This window comes from Chelatococcus sp. YT9, assembly GCF_018398315.1.
GTDB lineage: Bacteria > Pseudomonadota > Alphaproteobacteria > Rhizobiales > Beijerinckiaceae > Chelatococcus.
This window is the reverse complement of the sequence record NZ_JAHBRW010000001.1, coordinates 3,187,452-3,205,661: the sequence shown is the minus strand read 5'-3', so window position 1 is coordinate 3,205,661 and position 18,210 is coordinate 3,187,452. Positions and strand designations below refer to the sequence as shown.

Below are 18,210 nucleotides of genomic sequence, written 5' to 3'. Positions count from 1 at the left end.
ATCCAGGGCGGGCATCGGTCAGAACGGCCCGAGATGCGCGGCCAGGAAGGCCGCGGCCATGACGCCGCCCAGGGCGATGCTCGTGCGATCCTTAAGGGCGAAGGCCACGGGATCATCCTTGAGCTCACCACGTTGGCACAGCAGCCAAACGCGGCCGACCCAAAGGAAGAGAACCGCGGGAAACGCCCAGAGGAAGGCCGGTTTCGTGTAATAGCCGGCAGGGAATGCTTCCTGGATCAGGTAGAGCACCATGACGAGCACAGAGCCGACGCCCGCCGACGCCCCAACGGCCAGAAGTAGCGGGCCATCACCCGCCCGGTAGCCACGCCCGGCGGCTTTCTTAAGGCCGTGCTGGACCATGCGTTCCACCTCGGTGTGCCTTTTGGCGAAGGAGAGCGACAGGAAGAGGAACATCGAGAAAGTCAGCAGCCACGGCGAGGTCACGACCTGCGCGAGCACGATGCCGAACCCCAGCCGCAAGGTGAACAGACAGGCAAGTACAAAGCCGTCGACAATCGGTTCACGCTTCAGACGCAGCGAGTAGGCCAGCGTCAAGGCGAGGTAGAGCCCCAGCATCACAACGGCGGCGGGCCCAAGGATCGCACCGATGGAGAAGCTGGCGAGGAGCCCCAGTGGCGCGAGGATCAATGCCGTGCGAATAGGCAGACTGCCCTTCGCGAGTGGCCGCTCACGCTTCGACCAGTGCCGGCGATCATCGGGCAGATCGCTCAGATCATTCAGAAGGTAGGTGGCTGACGCCAGAAGGCCGAGCGCCAGGAAACCCGCCGCTGTCGTGCTCCAGGCAGCAATATCGAACGTCTTTCCGCCAAGGATCAGGGGCACGAAAATGAGAAGGTTCTTTGCCCACTGGTGAAGGCGGAGCGCCTTCGCATAAAGCCTAAATCCGGTCGGGGACGGAGGAAAAATGGCGGCGGGCTCGGCGATCGTGCGGGCGGTTTTCTCGACACCGGGGGATACGCCGACCAACAGGATCTCACTGCTCTTGCGCCAAACAGCAAGATCGGCACGGCAATCCCCCGCATAGGAGAAACCTTGCGGGAACCGGGCAGCAAGGGCTTCAGCCTTTTGCACGCCCTTGAGGTTCGTGATCCCGTCGCTGGCTATGATGCCGCTCAGGAAGGGGAAACGTGCCGCGATCCGGTGGGCGAGGTCTCCATCGGCCGCAGTCGCGAGATAGACATCACGGCCGGTGGCACGAGCCTCCGCAGCATAGGCTGCGACCTCTTCATTGACGGGCAGGCTCTCGAGATCGAGCGGCGCAGCCTTTGCCAGCTCCCGTTTCAGATTGGCCTTGCCCTTGGCGACCCAGCCAAAAATCCGCCAGAAACCCCAGGGATTGTGCCTGAGATATGCAACGAGGGACTCGTACAGCAAATCTGTACGCAAGAGCGTGCCGTCGAGATCCAGCACCAGCGGCGTAAGGTCAGCGCCTGCTCCCACCGGAACCGCAACGGTTTCGTCGGCGAGATCCGGACTCCGGTTCAAAAGCTGCAACGAGACCGACATGGCATCTCCTTTTCCCGCTGGCGGTTGTTCCAAACCGGGACAACGATCGTCTCAGAGATACGCTGTGCAAACTTGGTGCCGCAGCCTTCGCTCGTCCTGGGCCGGCGCGACGGCTCGTCGAGGATGCGTCAAGGCACCCCTTCTATGAGAGCCTATTTTCCTTTCAAGAATGCTTCGACGTCGCGGCGATAGGGCAACGGTGCGACCGCACCCTTCCCGAGCGTCGAGAGGGCGGCCGCGGCATTGGCGAACTCGGCGGCAGCAAACGGGTTGCCACAGCGCAGCCATTCCGCCAGGAAAGCGCCACCGAAGGCATCCCCAGCACCACTCGCGTCCACCGCATCGACCGTCTTTGATGCGATGACCTGGCGCTCGCCAGGAATTGCCACCATGGCCCCTTCCTTGCCGAGCGTCAGAGCCACGATCCGGCATCCCAGATTGAGATAGAAGTCGCAGATGTCCTCGGCGCGATCGAGGCCGGTCAGCTGCTGCGCATCGTCCAAGCCGGGCCTTGCAATATCTGACAGCGCAACCGCCGCGTGGATCACGGCGCGGGCGCGGTCGAGCGGCCAAAGGCTCAAGCGGAGATTGGTGTCATAGCTCACGGTCGTGCCGTTCGCCTTCGCATGACGAATCGCGGCAAAACCCGCATCGGCCGCGGTCGTGGAGATGGCCTGGCTGATCCCGGAGAGATGGAGGATCTTCGTGGATGCGATGAGATCGAGCGGTAGATCAGCGGGTGTGACGAGGCTCGCGGCTGAACCCGCGCGATAGTAGCTGAACAGGTGGCCGTCGGGGCCGTAGCTGATGACATAGACGCCCGTCCGAGTGCCCGGCACCGCCTTAACTCGGGAGCGGTCAACGTTCTCCCGGTCCCAAAGGTCGAGGAATTTCTGGCCGAAGGCATCACTCCCGACAGCCGTGAAATAGCCCGCGCGCGCACCCATGCGCGCCGCCGCGATAGCCGCGTTCGAGGTGTCGCCGCCAAAACCCGGCAGGTAAAGCGCCTCGCCCTGCCGCTCGGTCTCGGCGAATTCCATCAGAGGTTCGCCGAAAGCAAGAATATCCAATGCTTCGCGCTGCAACGATGCCATCGCAATCCTCCCACGGTTGCCCCTCAGCGATTCAGCCGGCCGGGTGCGCGCCTCTAATAAGCGATGCGATCCGCTTTCGCCAGCCACGCGGCAAGGGTATCCGTGGCAGTATCATTGGGGCGGTGTTCCATCGCCAGGGTCCGCGCTTCAGCTGCCTTGGGGATCTCATCATAGATGAAGGCGTCGTCGAAGCCCGCGGCGGCGGCCTCGGCGCGCGTCGCAGCGAAAACGATCCTCGACACGCGTGCCCAATAGCACGCGGCCAGGCACATCGGGCATGGCTCGCAGCTGGTATAAACCGTTGCGCCGGCGAGGGAAAAGTTGTCCTCGGCCGCACAGGCCGCGCGAATGGCGACGACCTCCGCATGGGCGGTGGGATCATTGGTTGCCGTAACGGCATTGATCCCCTCTCCGATGATGCGCCCATCACGAACCACGACCGCACCAAAAGGCCCGCCAACCGTTCCGCTCAGCGGCCGCCGGGACAACTCGGCGGCATATTGCAGAAAGTGATCGTCGTCGCTCATGGGCATCCCTTCGTGCAGTCCCGCGCCGATCAGGCCGATTGGAACCGATACTCGCTAATCTGACGATAGACGTCCTCTGGATGCAAGATTATCGAGGGAAAATGCGGCCGGTTAGGACTGTCGGGGAAGTGCTGAGGCTCGAGGCACAACCCCGCGCTCGCCTTGTACGTCGCCCCGTCGAGCCCAGGCACTGGCACATCCAGCTTACGGCCGTCATAGACTTGCACGCCAGGTTCGGTCGTCCATACGTCAAGCGCAAGCTTCGTGATCGGTGACGAGAACTTCGCGGCATGGGCGAGCCAGAGATCAAGCCAACCGGCAGCCTCGATACGATCGCGCCTCAGAACGAAATTCGCATCATAAGCATAGGGCGCGCCCGTCTCTGCGTCCGGAAAGCGGACACTACGATTGGACCGAAAATCGTAAGGTGTGCCGCCGACAGTCCGGATTTCGCCGGTTGGAATCAGCTCGGCGTCAGTCGGCGTGTAGAAATCCGCTGAAACCGTGAGACGGTGGTCGAGGATGGACGGTGATCCGTCCAGATTGAAATAGGAATGGTGAGCAAGATTGACCGGCGTCGGCGCATCTGTGGTCGCCGTGAGTTCCACCCTCAGCGTGGCGGGCTCTAAGAGCCGGTAGGTGCAGGTCGTCGTCACCGTCCCGGGAAAGCCGCTGTCGCCGTTCGGCGAGACATAGGTCAGGGTCACACTGGAGCGATCACGGTGGGCTAGCTGCCACAGTGATTTACCAAAACTCTTGCCGCTATGGAGCGTATGTTTGTCTCGGAAGTTGCGCTCGAGCTCATAGGTCGCGTCGCCGATCTTGAAGCGGCCATTGCTAATACGGTTGGCGCAGCGTCCGGCGATCGCCCCCATATGGGGCGAATGCGCGAGATAATCGTCGATGGTGTTCAGACCGAGCACGACGCGTTGCCTTGCGCCGGTCTGCAGCGGCACTGTCATGTCGCGGACCACAGCCCCCCAGCTGAGGATCTTCGCTTCTGCGCCGGCGGAAGAGCGAATTGTGATCTCCCAAACCGGCGTACCTTCAATCTCACCAAATTGCCTGACGGACATCCGCCCCCACCCCTTTCATGAATGGCTCCCCGCAATCAAACCGTTTCGAGGCCGGCATCCCCCTGCCGATCACATTGCCGCCACGTTGCATCCGCAGCTCGTGGCGTTCCCATGCACACAGAAGAAGCTCCATTGACCGCAGATTGGAGCGCGCCCGCCAGCCCATGCGGATCACGCCCTCCGGCCCGCAGCGTGCTACCACTTGCCCGTGTTCGGCATCGAAGCCCATGGCTCTTGCGGAGGCAGGGCGTCGCCCTCCTGCAGAATCTCGATCGAGATTCCTTCCGGTGAGCGCACAAATGCCATATGACCGTCGCGCGGAGGGCGGTTGATAGTGACGCCGGCCTTCATCAGCCGGTCACAGAACGCATAGATATCGTCGACGCGATAGGCAAGATGACCGAAGTTGCGACCGCCGGAGTAGACCTCCGGATCCCAGTTGTAGGTAAGCTCCAGCTCCGGCGCGCGGTTCTTCTCCACAGCCGCCTTGTCTCCCGGGGCAGCCAGGAAGACCAGCGTGTAACGGCCCTTCTCGTTTTCGGTCCGGCGTGTTTCAACCAAGCCGAACTTATTGCAGTAGAAGTCGAGCGCGTCTTCCAGGTTCGCAACGCGAACCATTGTGTGCACATAGCGCATCTGGCATCCCTCCAAAGAATCTGCACACAGGACAGCCTCGATGGCTTTCTGTCAAACTCCTCTCCGGTATAGGTGCCATGAATAGGGCGACTGGAACTTCCCTATCGGCTGGAAACGCGGCCGAGATCAACGCCACCGAGCGGCGTAAGGAGCGCGTCGCCCTCGTTTCCATCTTTGTATCGGCCCTTCTTACCCTTGCGAAGGGTTTTGCCGGCTTCACGACCGGCTCGCTGGCGCTCATCTCTGATGCCGCCAACAGCCTCCTCGATATTGCCGCGACGACGATGACATGGCTCGCCATTCGCGCGGCCCACAAGCCTGCCGATGACGAACATCACTACGGCCACGGCAAGTTCGAATCCCTATCGGCGCTCATCGAAACGGCCTTCCTGTTCCTGCTGTCCGGCGCCGTTGCCTACGAGGGAATTCGGCGGCTCATGAGCGGACAGACCGAGATCCTCTTCTCATGGATAGCGGTCGCCGTACTTGTCGGCTCGATAGTTGTGGATGGATGGCGCTGGTGGACCTTGAGAAAGGTTGCCGCCGAGACCAACAGCGAGGCGCTGGCCGCGGACGCCCTCCACTTCTCCTCTGATCTCATCAATTCGATTTTCGTGTTGATCGCCATCGCCGCAGCTCAGCTCGGTTTTTCCCAAGCAGATCCGATCATCGCCATCGGCGTTTCAGTCTTCATCGCCATCGCCGCCTTCAGGCTTGCGCGGCGCACTATCAACACCCTGCTCGACACTGCGCCAAAAGGACTGGGCGACAGCATAGCGGCCGAAGTGGAGGCGCTACCGGGCGTGGTCGGTGTCGATCACGTCCGGGTGCGTCCGGCGGGCGCGCATGTCATCGGTGAGGTCGGTGTTCGGGTTTCGCGCACCCTGCCATTGGAAAGCGTGCAAGCCCTGAAGGATCGCGTGCGTGAGGCGCTGGATGGGGAGCATCCCGGTTCGCTCTTTACCGTGACGACCAATCCGGTGCAGCTTGATGACGAGACCGTCATGGAGCGCGTCATGCTGATCGCGGCACGCCTGCGGGTTCCCCTGCACCATGTCACAGTGCAAAGTCTCGCCCGCCGCCTGTCTGTCAGCTTCGATCTCGAGGTCGACCAGCGACTGACACTGGGAGAGGCCCATAAGATCGCGAGCCGCGTCGAAATCGCCATCCGGGACGAGCTGGGGCCAGACGTCGAGGTGGAAAGCCATATCGAACCTCTGGTGCCGCAACTGGACGGCCGGGAGGCGGACGCAGCAACCGTTGCGCGCGTCGCGCTTGCCTTGGCCGAACAGGCAACGGCGACGGAAGCCATCCGTGAGGTGCACAGCGTCCGTGTGCGCGAAACGCCTGCCGGGCTCGTCGTGAACTATCATTGCCGCGCCGACGGCGCGCTCAACGTCGCAGAGGTCCATGAACAGGTGGACGTGCTCGAACGGCTGGTGCGTGCCGATCATCCGGAGATCTGCCGCGTCGTAGGCCATGCGGAGCCGCTCGCGACCGAACCATTGCGCCTGTCGATGGGACACCCGACTTAAACCAACAGCTCCGCCATCACTGCACGGATCATTCGAGAAACGCAATGCGCACTGAGACCGCTCCGATCGTCCGCCTGGAAGATTATCGCCCTACCGATTTTCTCATCGACACGGTCGCCCTCGACGTCCTTCTCGATCCGACCGCAACGAAAGTCCGCGCGGAGCTGTCCTTGCGCCGCAACCCGGCCGGGCAGGCTGACGCACCGCTTGTCCTTCAAGGCGACGAGCTTTCCCTCGCATCCATTGCTCTTGATGGCACGCCGCTTGCCTCGGAGCGCTATCAAGCCGATGCTCAGGGTCTCATCGTGCGTGGTCCGCTACCTGAAAGCTTCAGCCTGACCGTCGAGACGGTGGTGAACCCGTCGTCCAACACCAAACTCATGGGGCTTTACCGCTCCGGCGGCAATTACTGCACGCAGTGCGAGGCCGACGGCTTTCGCCGGATCACCTATTTCCTCGACCGCCCGGATGTGCTCTCGGTCTATACCACACGCTTGGAGGCCGAGCGCGCCGATGCTCCCCTGCTCCTCGCCAATGGCAATCTCGTCGAGCGTGGCGATATCCCCGGCAGCACCCACCACTATGCCATCTGGCATGACCCGCACCCCAAGCCTGCCTATCTCTTCGCACTCGTTGGCGGCACGCTCGACACTCTCGCAGAGGATTTCGTCACGGCCAGCGGCCGTAAGGTCCAGATCGCGATCCATGTTGAGGCTGGCAAGCGTGATCGAGCAGCCTATGCGCTCGATGCCCTCAAGCGCTCCATGCGTTGGGATGAGAAGGCTTTTGGACGGGAATACGATCTCGATGTGTTCAATGTCGTCGCCGTCTCGGATTTCAACATGGGCGCGATGGAGAACAAGGGGCTCAATATCTTCAACGATAAATACGTTCTGGCCAGCAGCGATACGGCAACCGATGCCGACTATGCTGGCATCGAGACCGTCATCGCCCACGAATATTTCCACAATTGGACCGGCAATCGCATCACCTGTCGCGACTGGTTCCAGCTCTGCCTGAAAGAAGGGCTGACCGTCTTCCGCGATCAGGAGTTTTCATCGGACGAGCGTTCCCGCCCGGTCAAGCGCATCGCGGACGTCCGCACTCTACGCACCCAGCAGTTCGCTGAGGATTCCGGGCCGCTCAGCCATCCAGTCCGTCCGAGGACTTACCGAGAAATCAACAACTTCTATACGGCCACCGTTTATGAGAAGGGCGCGGAGATCGTGCGCATGCTGCGTGCTCTGATCGGCGCGGCAGCCTTTCGACGGGGCATGGATCTCTATTTCAACCGCTACGACGGAACAGCGGCCACAATCGAAGATTTCCTCGGCTGCTTCGCAGAGGCGAGCGGCCGTGATCTCGCTCACTTCTCGCAATGGTACGAGCAGGCCGGCACGCCGGTCGTAACCGCTTCGGGGCAATATGAGGCTTCGAACGGCACCTACCGTCTCACTCTCCGGCAGGTCACGCCGCCCACGCCCGGCCAACCGACCAAAGTTCCAATGGTAATCCCGGTTGTCCTCGGCCTTGTCGGTGCCTCAGGCGACAAGTTGCCGATCGTGACCACGAACGAGGCGTCCGTCGACGAGAACGGGCTCTTTGTGCTCGACAAGGAAACCGCGACCATCACCTTTACCGGCCTTCCCGAACGACCCGTACCCTCGCTTCTGCGGGGGTTCTCGGCGCCAGTGCGGCTCGAAGCCAGCCTCAGCGACGATGACCTTCTCGTCCTTTTCAGCCACGACAGTGACCCGTTCAACCAGTGGCAAGCCGGTCAGACACTGGCGACACGGCACATCCGGGCGGCGATGCGCGGCGAGAATCTTGAAGCCGCCTTCGGCAAGGGGCTCGGGCATTTCCTCGATCAGCACGCCACCCAGGATCCCGCCTTTGCCGCGCAGGTTCTTGCGCTTCCAAGCGAGGCCGACATCGCCCGGGATATCGGCCGAGATATTAATCCGACCGCGATCCATGAGGCGCGGCGTGCCGTGAAGCGGGCACTGGGCGCGGAGCTGGCGCCCCGTCTCAAAGCTCTCCATGCAGCGCTGCAATCTTCCGGCGCCTATAGCCCCGACGCCGGGAGCGCCGGCCGCCGCTCCCTGCGCAATACCGCGCTCGATCTTCTCGCGGCGGGCGATCCAGCCGAAGGAGAAATGCTAGCTGTTGGCCAGTTCGAACACGCCGACAACATGACGGAGCGGTTCGGTGCCCTCGCCGTCCTTGCGTTGATACCTGGGAAGGCCCGCGAGGAGGCGCTGGCCGCCTTCGCCTCACGCTACCGGGACAATCCCCTCGTTCTCGACAAATGGTTCGCCCTGCAAGCCGCCATTCCCGAGGAGGACATCCTGGACCGCATTGCCGAACTTGCGCGCCATCCGGCATTCTCGATGGGTAATCCCAATCGCATTCGGTCGCTCTACGGCAGTTTTGCTATGACCAACGCGACACAGTTCAACCGAGAAGATGGCCGCGGCTACGATCTCATCGCGGACACCGTGCTAGCGCTTGATCCGCGCAACCCGCAGGTCGCGGCGCGGCTGTTGACCGCCTTCCGGACCTGGCGAATCCTGGAGCCGGTCCGTCGCGGCAAGGCAGAGGCAGCGCTCCGCCGCGTGGCCGCTACGCAAGGTCTATCCCCCGATGTGTCCGATATCGCCGGACGTTCACTCGACTAGATCCGGAGCCTTGACCCATCTGCGGGAAGCACTCTGGCCCGGAGCATCGCTCCGGGCTTTTGTTTAAATCTATCAACACTTCATCAACCTCTGGACAAAATGCTCAGAGAGGATTCAGATAGGCATGATTCGGAGAGATGCGGCACGTCGAACCGAAGCGGCGATTGGATTCCGAAAGGGTGAGGCATGGCGCGTATCGACGCGACGTGCGTGCCTGCACGCGCGGGCACGATACTAGGGATAGCACGTTCGATTGCTAATCCCGCCTACCGGCGCCTGGCCAGGATGGAACCCTGGCTACGCCTCGCGGTGCCCGCCCTCCTGGGCGTCTTTCTGACTTCCCTGATTGCCGGCGCCGTGCTCCAGTCACTCGATGCGCGCCGTGATGCCGTCCACGAGGCCACCCAGAACATCGCCCTCATCGCAGCCTTGACGGAAAGCTTTGTCGTCCAACGCACGCCGGACGTGGCCCGGCTGGGAGAGACGGCAGCGGGCGTACTCGCCAGCGCGCTGCCTGACGCGGCAACGGATGACCAGCGCCTGATCCTGGTCGCAAACAAGGACGGCAGCATTGTCGCTGCTTCTCATGTCGACTTCGGCCAGAATGCCTCGCTCATCGACATCATCGGCCCTGGCCAGCCACTCACCACCTTCACCGACCGCGCCGGGGTCATGCAAATTGCTTTGCCCGATGGCCAGGACGCGCTCGCAACAGCCCGCAGTCTACCAGGGCTCGGGCAAATCGTCGTGGTTCAACCCATGAGCGGGGTGCTGGCCGGATGGAAAACGCGCCTTTACGGACAAGCAACGCTCCTCGCCGCGGCCGCTTTCGTGCTCTTATCCATCGCCCTCGCCTACTTCATGCAGGCAGAACGTGCCCGAGCCGCCGATGAAGTCTGCGATCGGGTGAAAGACCGCGTCGATGCGGCGCTGAACCGCGGGCGATGCGGCCTATGGGATTGGGATATCGCGAGAGGCCGGCTTTACTGGTCTGACTCGATGTACGCCATGCTTGGCTACGAGCGCCGTAACGAATTCCTGTCGTTCGGCGAGGTCAACCGTCTGGTACATCCCGACGATACGGACCTCTACGGCATGGCGGATCTGCTTGCGTCCTCCCAGGCCAGCGCTATCGACCATGACTTCCGTATCTGCAACGCGACCGGTGACTGGGTTTGGATCAAGGCTCGTGCGGAGATCGTCGAGGGGGAAGAAGGCGAAGGCCCGCATCTCGTGGGCATCGCGATGGACATCACTGAACAGAAGCGCCTTGCCGAACGGACCGCGACCGCCGACATGCGGCTCCGGGATGCGATCGAGACGATTTCGGAGGCGTTCGTTTTATGGGACGCCGACAACCGGCTCGTGATGTGCAATTCGAAATTCCAGAAACTGCGCGATCTCTCCCCCGATGCCATCATCACCGGGATGGCCTATGAGGATCTCATGGCGGCGAGTGATGCACCGCTTGTCGCCACTCATCCTGTCGCCCACGATACGCCAGAGATCGGTGCTCGTTCCTTCGAGGCCGAGCTTGGAGACGGGCGATGGCTGCGGATCAATGAGCGACGGACGAAAGACGGCGGTTATGTCTCGGTGGGTACGGACATCACCGACCTCAAACGCCATGAAGAGCAACTCATCGATTCTGAACGGCGGCTGCTTCTGACCGTCTCAGACCTCCGTCGCTCACGTCACAAGCTCGAAGCCCAGGCTACCCAGCTTGCAGACCTCGCGGAGCGCTACCTCGAACAGAAGGCCGCCGCCGAGAGCGCCAATCGCGCAAAATCGGAGTTCCTGGCCAACATGAGCCATGAGCTGCGGACACCGCTCAACGCCATCATCGGCTTCTCGGAAGTCATGGAAAGCGGCATTTTCGGCGCATTGGGAAGCCAAAAGTATAACGAATATTGCAGGGATATCCGTCAGAGCGGCCAATACCTGCTGAGCGTGATCACCGACATCCTTGACATGTCGCGCATCGAGGCGGGCCGGGTACGTCTGGACAAGGAAGCCCTGACGATCGACGATATTCTGGCTGACGCCGCGCAGGCCGTCATGAAGGATGCCGAAGCCAAGGACATAACGGTCGAAGTTGAAGTGCTACCTGGCGTTGGCTTGCAGGCGGATCGGCGCGCCATGCAACAGATGCTGGTCAACATCCTCCGCAATGCCGTGAAATTCACGCCGGATGGCGGACGTGTATCTGTGCGCGCTCGGCTCGCGGCAGAGGCGGTGAACATCTATATCGAGGACAATGGCATCGGCATTCCAGGCGAGGCGGTGAAGAAGCTGGGACGCCCCTTCGAACAGGTCGAGACCGAAATGTCCAAGACCTACAAAGGATCAGGGCTGGGGCTCGCGATCGCGCGGTCGCTTGCGGAACTGCACGGCGGCTCGCTTAAGATCCGCTCCAGCGTGGGCGCCGGCACAATCGTGCTGGTCCATCTGCCGCTCGAGCAGATGCGCCGCCGCGCAGCTTGACGTCGTCGCGATTTACATTCATCTTAATACATCCGCTGCTGTGAAACGTTGTGGCGGCTTTCACTTTCAAACTATTTTTCTGAAAAATTTAAGTTCTGAATTCAAATCATCATTCTGTTGAGATTTTTATTATGGACGGCCTCTCCTTCTCTTCGCAGTTTGCGATGGGATCGGCTGGGATTGCCACCGCACTCGTCCCGCTCGATCTTATTTGGACTGAACACTGCGACATAACCGGTAGCGTGGTTCCGAACCGTACACCGGAATGGGATGTACAACACTCCCTCTGGAATGGCCGCCCTTTGGCCTCCCTGACGCCGCATATCGAACTATTCGAATGCTTCAGCAGGGGTCAACCTGTGTTCCCCCAAGCATATCGGGATTGGTATCGTGCTCTGTTTGACACGCGTGGGCTCACGCCTCCCCTCAACGATGCCGACCTTCTCCATGACCGGCATGAGCGCTATCGCTTTTTCGATCACACACTGCGCACGCAAGGCGTCGCCGCACCATCACTCACCGTTTGCGTAAAATGGCTGAAGGATCGCAATCTCTTCATGCTGCAAGACGGACATCACCGCGCGACGTTCTTACACACACGCGGACAGCGTCAGATCGCAGCGGCGATGCCGTTCGAGGACCTGAGTGAGTGGCTGAATATCACGGTCGTCCGGGACATACATCGCATCCTCGCGGCACAAGAGCGAAAAGAGCTTTATACTCCAATCCTCAACCCGTTGCTGTTCGACCTGCCGACGCACCGCGACTTTGCTTCCCGAACCCGCCTCGAACAACTCCTTCGACACCTTGGGCCTGGCCGACTTCCTGGCCCGGTGCTGGATATTGGTTCAAATATTGGATTCTTTTGTCATCATCTGGCGCGAGAAGGCGTGAAAGCGGTTGGAGTCGAGCCCGACCCAGACCACCACGCTCTGGCTTGCGCCATATCCGGGCTCTACCGCCTCAAGCCGACCTTTCATCGCAAAACAATACTCGACTTTTTCGCGACCGATCAGACCTTGTTTGCCGGCTGCCTGATGCTGACATTCCTTTATCACTTCATGGCATCAGGCGAGGCCGAACGCGTGCTCGACGAAGTCAACAAGCGGGTCGAATATTACGTCGTCTGGGAATCGGGCCATGATCCAGAAGCGGAAAAAGCACTCATTCAGGGCCGAACGAAATTTGCAGACTTCACCCTGATCGGTGGCACACAAGGTACGGGCCGCTCGCGCGAGTTCGGCATCTTTCACGTACCAGGCTTCACCTTTCCAACGACAACTCCCCCCCAATCCCGGCCCAGCCTGTTGCCATTTATGTTCCGGTAGCGCGACGATCTCAGCAGACGATCTAACCCATCGTAAAGAACTTGCCTCGTTATCGGGCGGGACCACCGCCAACACGCCCAACCACATGTTGGAAAGTCGCCCTCACACGGGCCCGTGTATCCTTGAGATCACTCGCCAGCACCTTCACGTCAGGCACGCCGATCGCGGCTGCGATCCGCTTTAGCACGGAAGGTGCCACAGCCTTCGCGTCGAAGGGGCCGTCAACGGTCAGCCGTTGCCACTGGAAGACATCTGACAGAAGGACGTAGGACGCGCGCAATTCCTCGCCCTGTTCAGGCGCAACGAGGCCGTTGCGCGCCGCGAAAGCCAGCACCTCACCTGTCCCGACAAGCGCGCTGATGGCTGGATTGGCGTGAGCATGAGCAAGAACGAGATATTGGGCGATGAACTCCAAGTCGACGAGGCCGCCAGGAGCCATCTTCAGATCCCAAGGTCCGGCATCCCCCTTCTCCACGGCGATGAGATGACGCATGGCGGCGACGTCATGCGCGAGGCTGGAGGCATCACGCTGCGTCCGCAAGATCGACTGCATCGCGGCCGCCGCCTCTTGGGAAAGGCTCTGATCGCCGGCGATGGCGCGGGCGCGCGTCAGAGCCATCCGCTCCCATGTCTCCGCCTCGCCGTCGGCGTGATACGCGAGGAAGCTGCGGAACTGCGTCGCCACAGGCCCTTTGTTGCCTGAAGGCCGCAGGCGCATGTCCACCTCGAAGAGGCGGCCGCGGCGGGTCGGCACGGTGAGTGCGCTGACCAGCCGCTGGGTCAATCGTGTGTAATAGACAAGCGCCTCAAGCGGCCGCTCGCCGTCGCTGCGGCTGTTGTCCTGATCGAAATCATAGAGCACGACCAGATCGAGATCGGAGGTCGCCGTCATCTCGCGGGAGCCGAGGCGGCCGAACCCGAACACTGCGGCGCGCCCTCCCGGCACGCGACCGTGCTGCGCGGCGAACTCCGCCTCGACTGCTGCAAGGCAGAGACGTACGACGGCCTGCGCAACCGCGGAATAGGCCTCGCCGACAGCTTTCGGCGAGAGGATGCCCGTCAGGAATTGTGCTCCCACGAGGAAATTCTCCTGGCGCGCGGCGCCGCGAACGCGATCGAGGAAATCCTCGAAGGACGCTGCCTCGCCAACGAGCCCTCTAAGGCGGGCTTCCGTCGATTCTTCGTTGCGCGTGGGGTCCAGGAAGGCCGGATCGATCACTGCGTCGAGCACGTGCGGGCTCGATGCGACAACATCAGCAAGCCGGGGGGCGCTGCCGAGAAGGTCCGCGAAGAGAGTGAGAAGCCGCTCGCTGGAGCGCAGCATGGAGAGCAGTTCGACGGCCGCCAGCATGTGCCCGAAGGCCTGGTCCAAGGCCGCGAGCGCGCCATCCGGATCGGCACTCCGCCCGAGGGCGGTCAGGAGTGCGGGCGTCAGTTCGGTGAGCACCTCGCGCGCACGGGCGGTACGGACGGCGGGACGACGTCCGAAATGCCAGCCACGGATCGTCTCCGCGACGCGTGCCGGATCCTGGAAGCCAAGGGCCTGTAAGGTCTCCAGGGTCTCTGGATCATCGCTGGTGCCTGTAAATACGAGGCTCCCGACATCGCTTGCCAGCTCGGGCGCTTCCTCGAACAGGAGCGCATAATGCTTTTGCACCGCCTGCGCCTGGTGGGTCAGCGCATCAGCGAAAGCCGTGTCATCGGGATAACCGCAGAACCTCGCAAATTCGAGGAGATCACCGGAGTCACGCGGCAAACGCTGAGTCTGCTCGTCCGCGACCATCTGGAGACGATGTTCGACCGTGCGCAGGAAGCGATAGGCCGCCGCAAGGTCATCGCGCGCCTGCGCGGTGATCCAGCCCTCTGCCACAAGCGCGTCGAGCATCTCGAGCGTACGTCTGCCCCGCAACGCCGGACGCCTTCCACCGAACACAAGCTGCTGTGTCTGGACGAAAAATTCGATCTCACGGATGCCGCCACGTCCGAGCTTGATGTCATGGCCGGCGACGGCAATCGCCTCATGGCCACGCGCCGCGTGGATCTGGCGCTTCATGGCATGAATATCGGCGATCGCGGCGAAATCGAAATACTTCCGCCAGATGAATGGCGTGAGATCCGCGAGAAAGCGCTCGCCTCGTGCGACATCACCCGCGATCGCGCGGGCCTTGATGAAAGCCGCCCGCTCCCAGTTCTGGCCGACGGTTTCGTAATAGGTGAATGCCGAAGGCAGCGACACGGCAACCGCGGTCGAACCTGGATCCGGGCGAAGCCTCAGGTCAACACGGAAGACATAACCGTCGCCCGTACGCTCCTGCAGCAGCTTGACGAGCCCCTGCGCCAGCTTGATGGCAAAGGACGGCGGCTCGGCCCGGCCGGCGACCGGCACCTCGTCAGGATCATAGAAGACGACGAGGTCGATATCGCTGGAGTAGTTCAGTTCGCCGGCGCCGTGCTTGCCGAGCGCCAGGATCACAATGCCGCAACCGACCTCGGGCTGCTCGGGATCGGCGGGGATGAAGCGGCCCGCCTCGGCGGCCTCCTTCAGCAGGAAGCGCACGGATGCGCCGACGGCGGCATCGGCAAAGTCGGTAAGCGCGCCCGTGGTCGCTTCCAGCGGCCAGAGCCCGCCGCAGTCAGCGAGCGCCACGAGCAAGGCATATTCTCCGCGCAGGTGGCGCAGGTGCTTCATGAGTGCCCGCTGATCCACGGCATCGCGCCAGCAGTCCCGCGTCTCCTGGACAATACGCAGCCGGCGCGCCTCCGGATCGTCGCTGAGCAGGCCGAGCAGCCGCGCCGGATCAGTTGTCGCCAGAGACCACAGGAAGGGAGAATGATCGGCGAACGCCAGCAGGATATCGCGCGCACCCGGCCATTGCGACAGGCGCTCGATGAGCGCGCTGGACGCGGCATGCCGAGCCGCGTCCGCGACGAGGTCTTCAAGGCGGTGCTCCGCAGACGTGGCGTCAAAGGGCATCAGCCCCGGCGCGATCCTCGCACCGAGCCCCACGGGTGTTTCCTCGTCCTGCGCGCGCTTGGCCATCGTCTCAATCCCCGGCGATGCGTACCGATCCCTGCGCCTCTTCAAGGCACCTTGGCAGGCAGAGCTAGCACGGCTTTCAAGCCGGGAGAATTATCCTCGAGCCGTAATTCGCCACCATGCAGGCGCGCGACGGCGGCAACGAGGCTGAGACCGAGCCCGAAACCGGGCCGCGACCGCGCTGCCTCCAGCCGCGCAAAACGCTCGAGCACATGGGCGCGCGCGTGTTCAGGGATGCCCGGCCCCCTGTCGGCAACCGAGATTTCGACATGATCACCCCGACGCATCGCGGCAATGGTGATCGACGGCGGTCCACCTGAGACATCTTCGGCGGACACGCCGTATTTCAGGGCGTTGTCGAGAAGATTCGCCAATGCTTGGCCAACCAGCTCGCGGTTGCCATGTAGGGACAGGTCCGGCTCAATCGCAACCTCCAGCGGAACCGATGCCTCATCCGCGACAGCGTCGTAGAGTTCGGCAACGCTCTGAGCAACCTCGCTAAGGTCGAAATCAGCCATGGTCGCGGCGGCGTTCCCGGCCTCGAGGCGCGCGATCATGAGGAGGGCATTGAAGACCCGGATCAGATTATCCGATTCATCGATAGTGCCTTCGAGTGCGCGGGCATAATCCTCGGGCGTTTTGGCCGTCCGCAGCGCCTCCTCCGCCCGGTTGCGCAGCCGGGTCAAAGGTGTCTTGAGGTCATGGGCGATATTGTCCGAGACTTCCTTCATGCCCGACATCAATTCGCCGATACGGTCCAGCATGGCATTGAGGTTGGTGGCCAGTCGGTCCAGTTCGTCGCCATTGCCGCTGACCGCCAGGCGCCCGTCGAGGTCGCCTGCCATGATGGTACGCGTGGTCTCCGTCATCGCATCGACCCGCTTCAGCACGCGCCGTGTCACGAACCAACCGCCAAGGCAGGCAAGTATCGTGACGAGGCCGAGCGACAGGCCAAGCGCCTGACGGATGACCGCACCCAGCCGTTCGCGCTCCTCGACATCGCGGCCCACAAGCAGCCTGAAACCACCAGGCAGAATGAAGACACGCACGAGGGCGCGGCGGATTTGCGCGTCAGGCTCATCGCTCTGGCGATAATCCGTCTCTCGGACGCCAGGATCATCCAGCACGCCTGCCGGCAAGCTGCCCACGTTGCCTGCCAGCCGTTCGCCGGCGTTTGTCGTGACGAGATAGAGGGAGGCGCTGGGCTCGCGCGTGCGGCGATCGATCACGCCGACGAGGCGGCGGATGCCGCCGAGCCGATATTGCTCGGCAAGTCCCGTGATCTCGGCCTCGATGGTGCCCTGGATCTGATCGTCGAGGACCTGGCGCGCGTTCCACGCCACATAGCCCAAAATGAAGCCCGCAAAGAGCGCGAACACGAGAAGATAGGCAACGGACAGGCGGAAGGCCGTTGCGCGAAATAGCTTAGTGAGCGCTGTCACGAACCATGTATCCCGCGCCCCGGATGGTCTGGATCAGCGGGCGCTCGTGGCCTTTATCGATCTTCGAGCGCAGTCGCGAGACATGCACGTCGATGACATTCGTCTGAGGGTCGAAATGATAGTCCCATACGTTCTCGAGGAGCATGGTGCGCGTGACCACCTGCCCTGCGTGGCGCATGAGATATTCCAGCAAGCGAAACTCGCGGGGTTGCAAGACGATTTCCTGGCCGGAGCGCGTGACACGATGCGACAGGCGGTCGAGCTCGAGATCGCCGACCCGGTACGATGTCGCCTCCCCCGTGGGGGCTGCGCGGCGGCGCGACAGAACCTCGATGCGGGCAAGCAGCTCGGTGAAGGAGTAGGGCTTGGGCAAATAATCGTCGCCGCCAGCCCTCAAGCCCTTGACGCGATCATCGACCTGACCCAGGGCCGACAAGATGAGAACCGGCGTATCAATATGTTGCTCACGCAGCGACCGGATTACCGACAGCCCATCAAGCTTCGGCAACATACGGTCGACAATGAGCACATCGTAGCTGCCCTCTCGAGCGAGGGCATAGCCTTCCAGCCCATCAGGCGCGAGGTCCGCGACATGGCCAGCTTCGCGCAGCGCCTTCGCGAGGTAGGCGGCCGCTTCCTGATCATCTTCGATAACGAGAATCCGCATGGCGTCGAGTGTAGGCGAAGAGTCGTCCTGAGGGAGCGGAAATATCTGCATTTTCGCCTCTGCGCCATAAGCATTCACAAGAAGAGCGGCAGGCGGGATGATGGTGTCCGGCCTGCCGCGTTTTGGAGAGCCTGGTACGCGGTCACGATCCCCGGCAGGGGTCCTGGCTCTCCGAGGCT

General features: G+C 62.2%; 12 protein-coding genes. 4 read left to right on the top strand and 8 right to left on the bottom strand.

All coding sequences use genetic code 11. The annotated features are described in order from the left end of the window. Positions 1–18: 18 nt before the first annotated feature. From KIO76_RS14650 to KIO76_RS14630, 5 genes are all read right to left on the bottom strand, one after another. Positions 19–1,527, bottom strand: coding sequence for a UbiA family prenyltransferase (locus KIO76_RS14650; RefSeq protein WP_213323953.1), 1,509 nt, complete (start codon positions 1,525–1,527; stop codon positions 19–21). A 152-nt stretch (positions 1,528–1,679) separates the two neighbouring features. Continuing rightward, positions 1,680–2,621, bottom strand: coding sequence for a sugar kinase (locus KIO76_RS14645; protein ID WP_213323952.1), 942 nt, complete (start codon positions 2,619–2,621; stop codon positions 1,680–1,682). 53 nt (positions 2,622–2,674) lie between these two features. After that, positions 2,675–3,148, bottom strand: a complete 474-nt coding sequence (locus KIO76_RS14640) for a nucleoside deaminase (RefSeq protein ID WP_213323951.1) — start codon at positions 3,146–3,148, stop codon at positions 2,675–2,677. A 29-nt stretch (positions 3,149–3,177) separates the two neighbouring features. Beyond that, positions 3,178–4,224: an aldose epimerase family protein gene (locus tag KIO76_RS14635; RefSeq protein ID WP_213323950.1), complete on the bottom strand. Its 1,047-nt coding sequence runs from the start codon at positions 4,222–4,224 to the stop codon at positions 3,178–3,180. A 195-nt stretch (positions 4,225–4,419) separates the two neighbouring features. After that, positions 4,420–4,860, bottom strand: a complete 441-nt coding sequence (locus KIO76_RS14630) for a VOC family protein (RefSeq protein WP_213323949.1) — start codon at positions 4,858–4,860, stop codon at positions 4,420–4,422. A gap of 77 nt (positions 4,861–4,937) precedes the next feature. Between KIO76_RS14630 and KIO76_RS14625 the strand changes: the two genes are divergently transcribed. The 4 genes from KIO76_RS14625 to KIO76_RS14610 all read left to right on the top strand — a co-directional run bounded on the left by KIO76_RS14625 (position 4,938) and on the right by KIO76_RS14610 (position 12,885). After that, positions 4,938–6,395, top strand: coding sequence for a cation diffusion facilitator family transporter (locus tag KIO76_RS14625; protein WP_213323948.1), 1,458 nt, complete (start codon positions 4,938–4,940; stop codon positions 6,393–6,395). A gap of 44 nt (positions 6,396–6,439) precedes the next feature. After that, positions 6,440–9,073: an aminopeptidase N gene (gene pepN / locus KIO76_RS14620; protein ID WP_213323947.1), complete on the top strand. Its 2,634-nt coding sequence runs from the start codon at positions 6,440–6,442 to the stop codon at positions 9,071–9,073. 186 nt (positions 9,074–9,259) lie between these two features. Continuing rightward, the gene (locus tag KIO76_RS14615) at positions 9,260–11,557 is read left to right on the top strand and encodes a PAS domain-containing sensor histidine kinase (protein WP_213323946.1); all 2,298 of its coding nucleotides are present in this window, start codon (positions 9,260–9,262) and stop codon (positions 11,555–11,557) included. Between the two features lie 131 nt (positions 11,558–11,688). Then, entirely contained in the window at positions 11,689–12,885 is a 1,197-nt protein-coding gene (locus tag KIO76_RS14610) for a class I SAM-dependent methyltransferase (RefSeq protein WP_213323945.1), read from the top strand. 49 nt (positions 12,886–12,934) lie between these two features. Here the strand turns inward: KIO76_RS14610 and KIO76_RS14605 are convergent, their stop codons facing one another. From KIO76_RS14605 to KIO76_RS14595, 3 genes are read right to left on the bottom strand one after another with little or no spacing between them, the layout of a single operon-like run. Then, positions 12,935–15,925 (bottom strand): bifunctional [glutamine synthetase] adenylyltransferase/[glutamine synthetase]-adenylyl-L-tyrosine phosphorylase, encoded by a 2,991-nt coding sequence (locus tag KIO76_RS14605; protein ID WP_213323944.1) that lies wholly within the window; start codon positions 15,923–15,925, stop codon positions 12,935–12,937. A 41-nt stretch (positions 15,926–15,966) separates the two neighbouring features. Next, the gene (locus KIO76_RS14600) at positions 15,967–17,364 is read right to left on the bottom strand and encodes an ATP-binding protein (RefSeq protein ID WP_213323943.1); all 1,398 of its coding nucleotides are present in this window, start codon (positions 17,362–17,364) and stop codon (positions 15,967–15,969) included. Beyond that, complete coding sequence (locus KIO76_RS14595) at positions 17,348–18,031, bottom strand: response regulator transcription factor (protein WP_213325274.1); 684 nt, start codon at positions 18,029–18,031, stop codon at positions 17,348–17,350. The genes KIO76_RS14600 and KIO76_RS14595 overlap by 17 nt, the downstream gene beginning before the upstream one ends. Between the last annotated feature and the right edge of the window lie 179 nt (positions 18,032–18,210).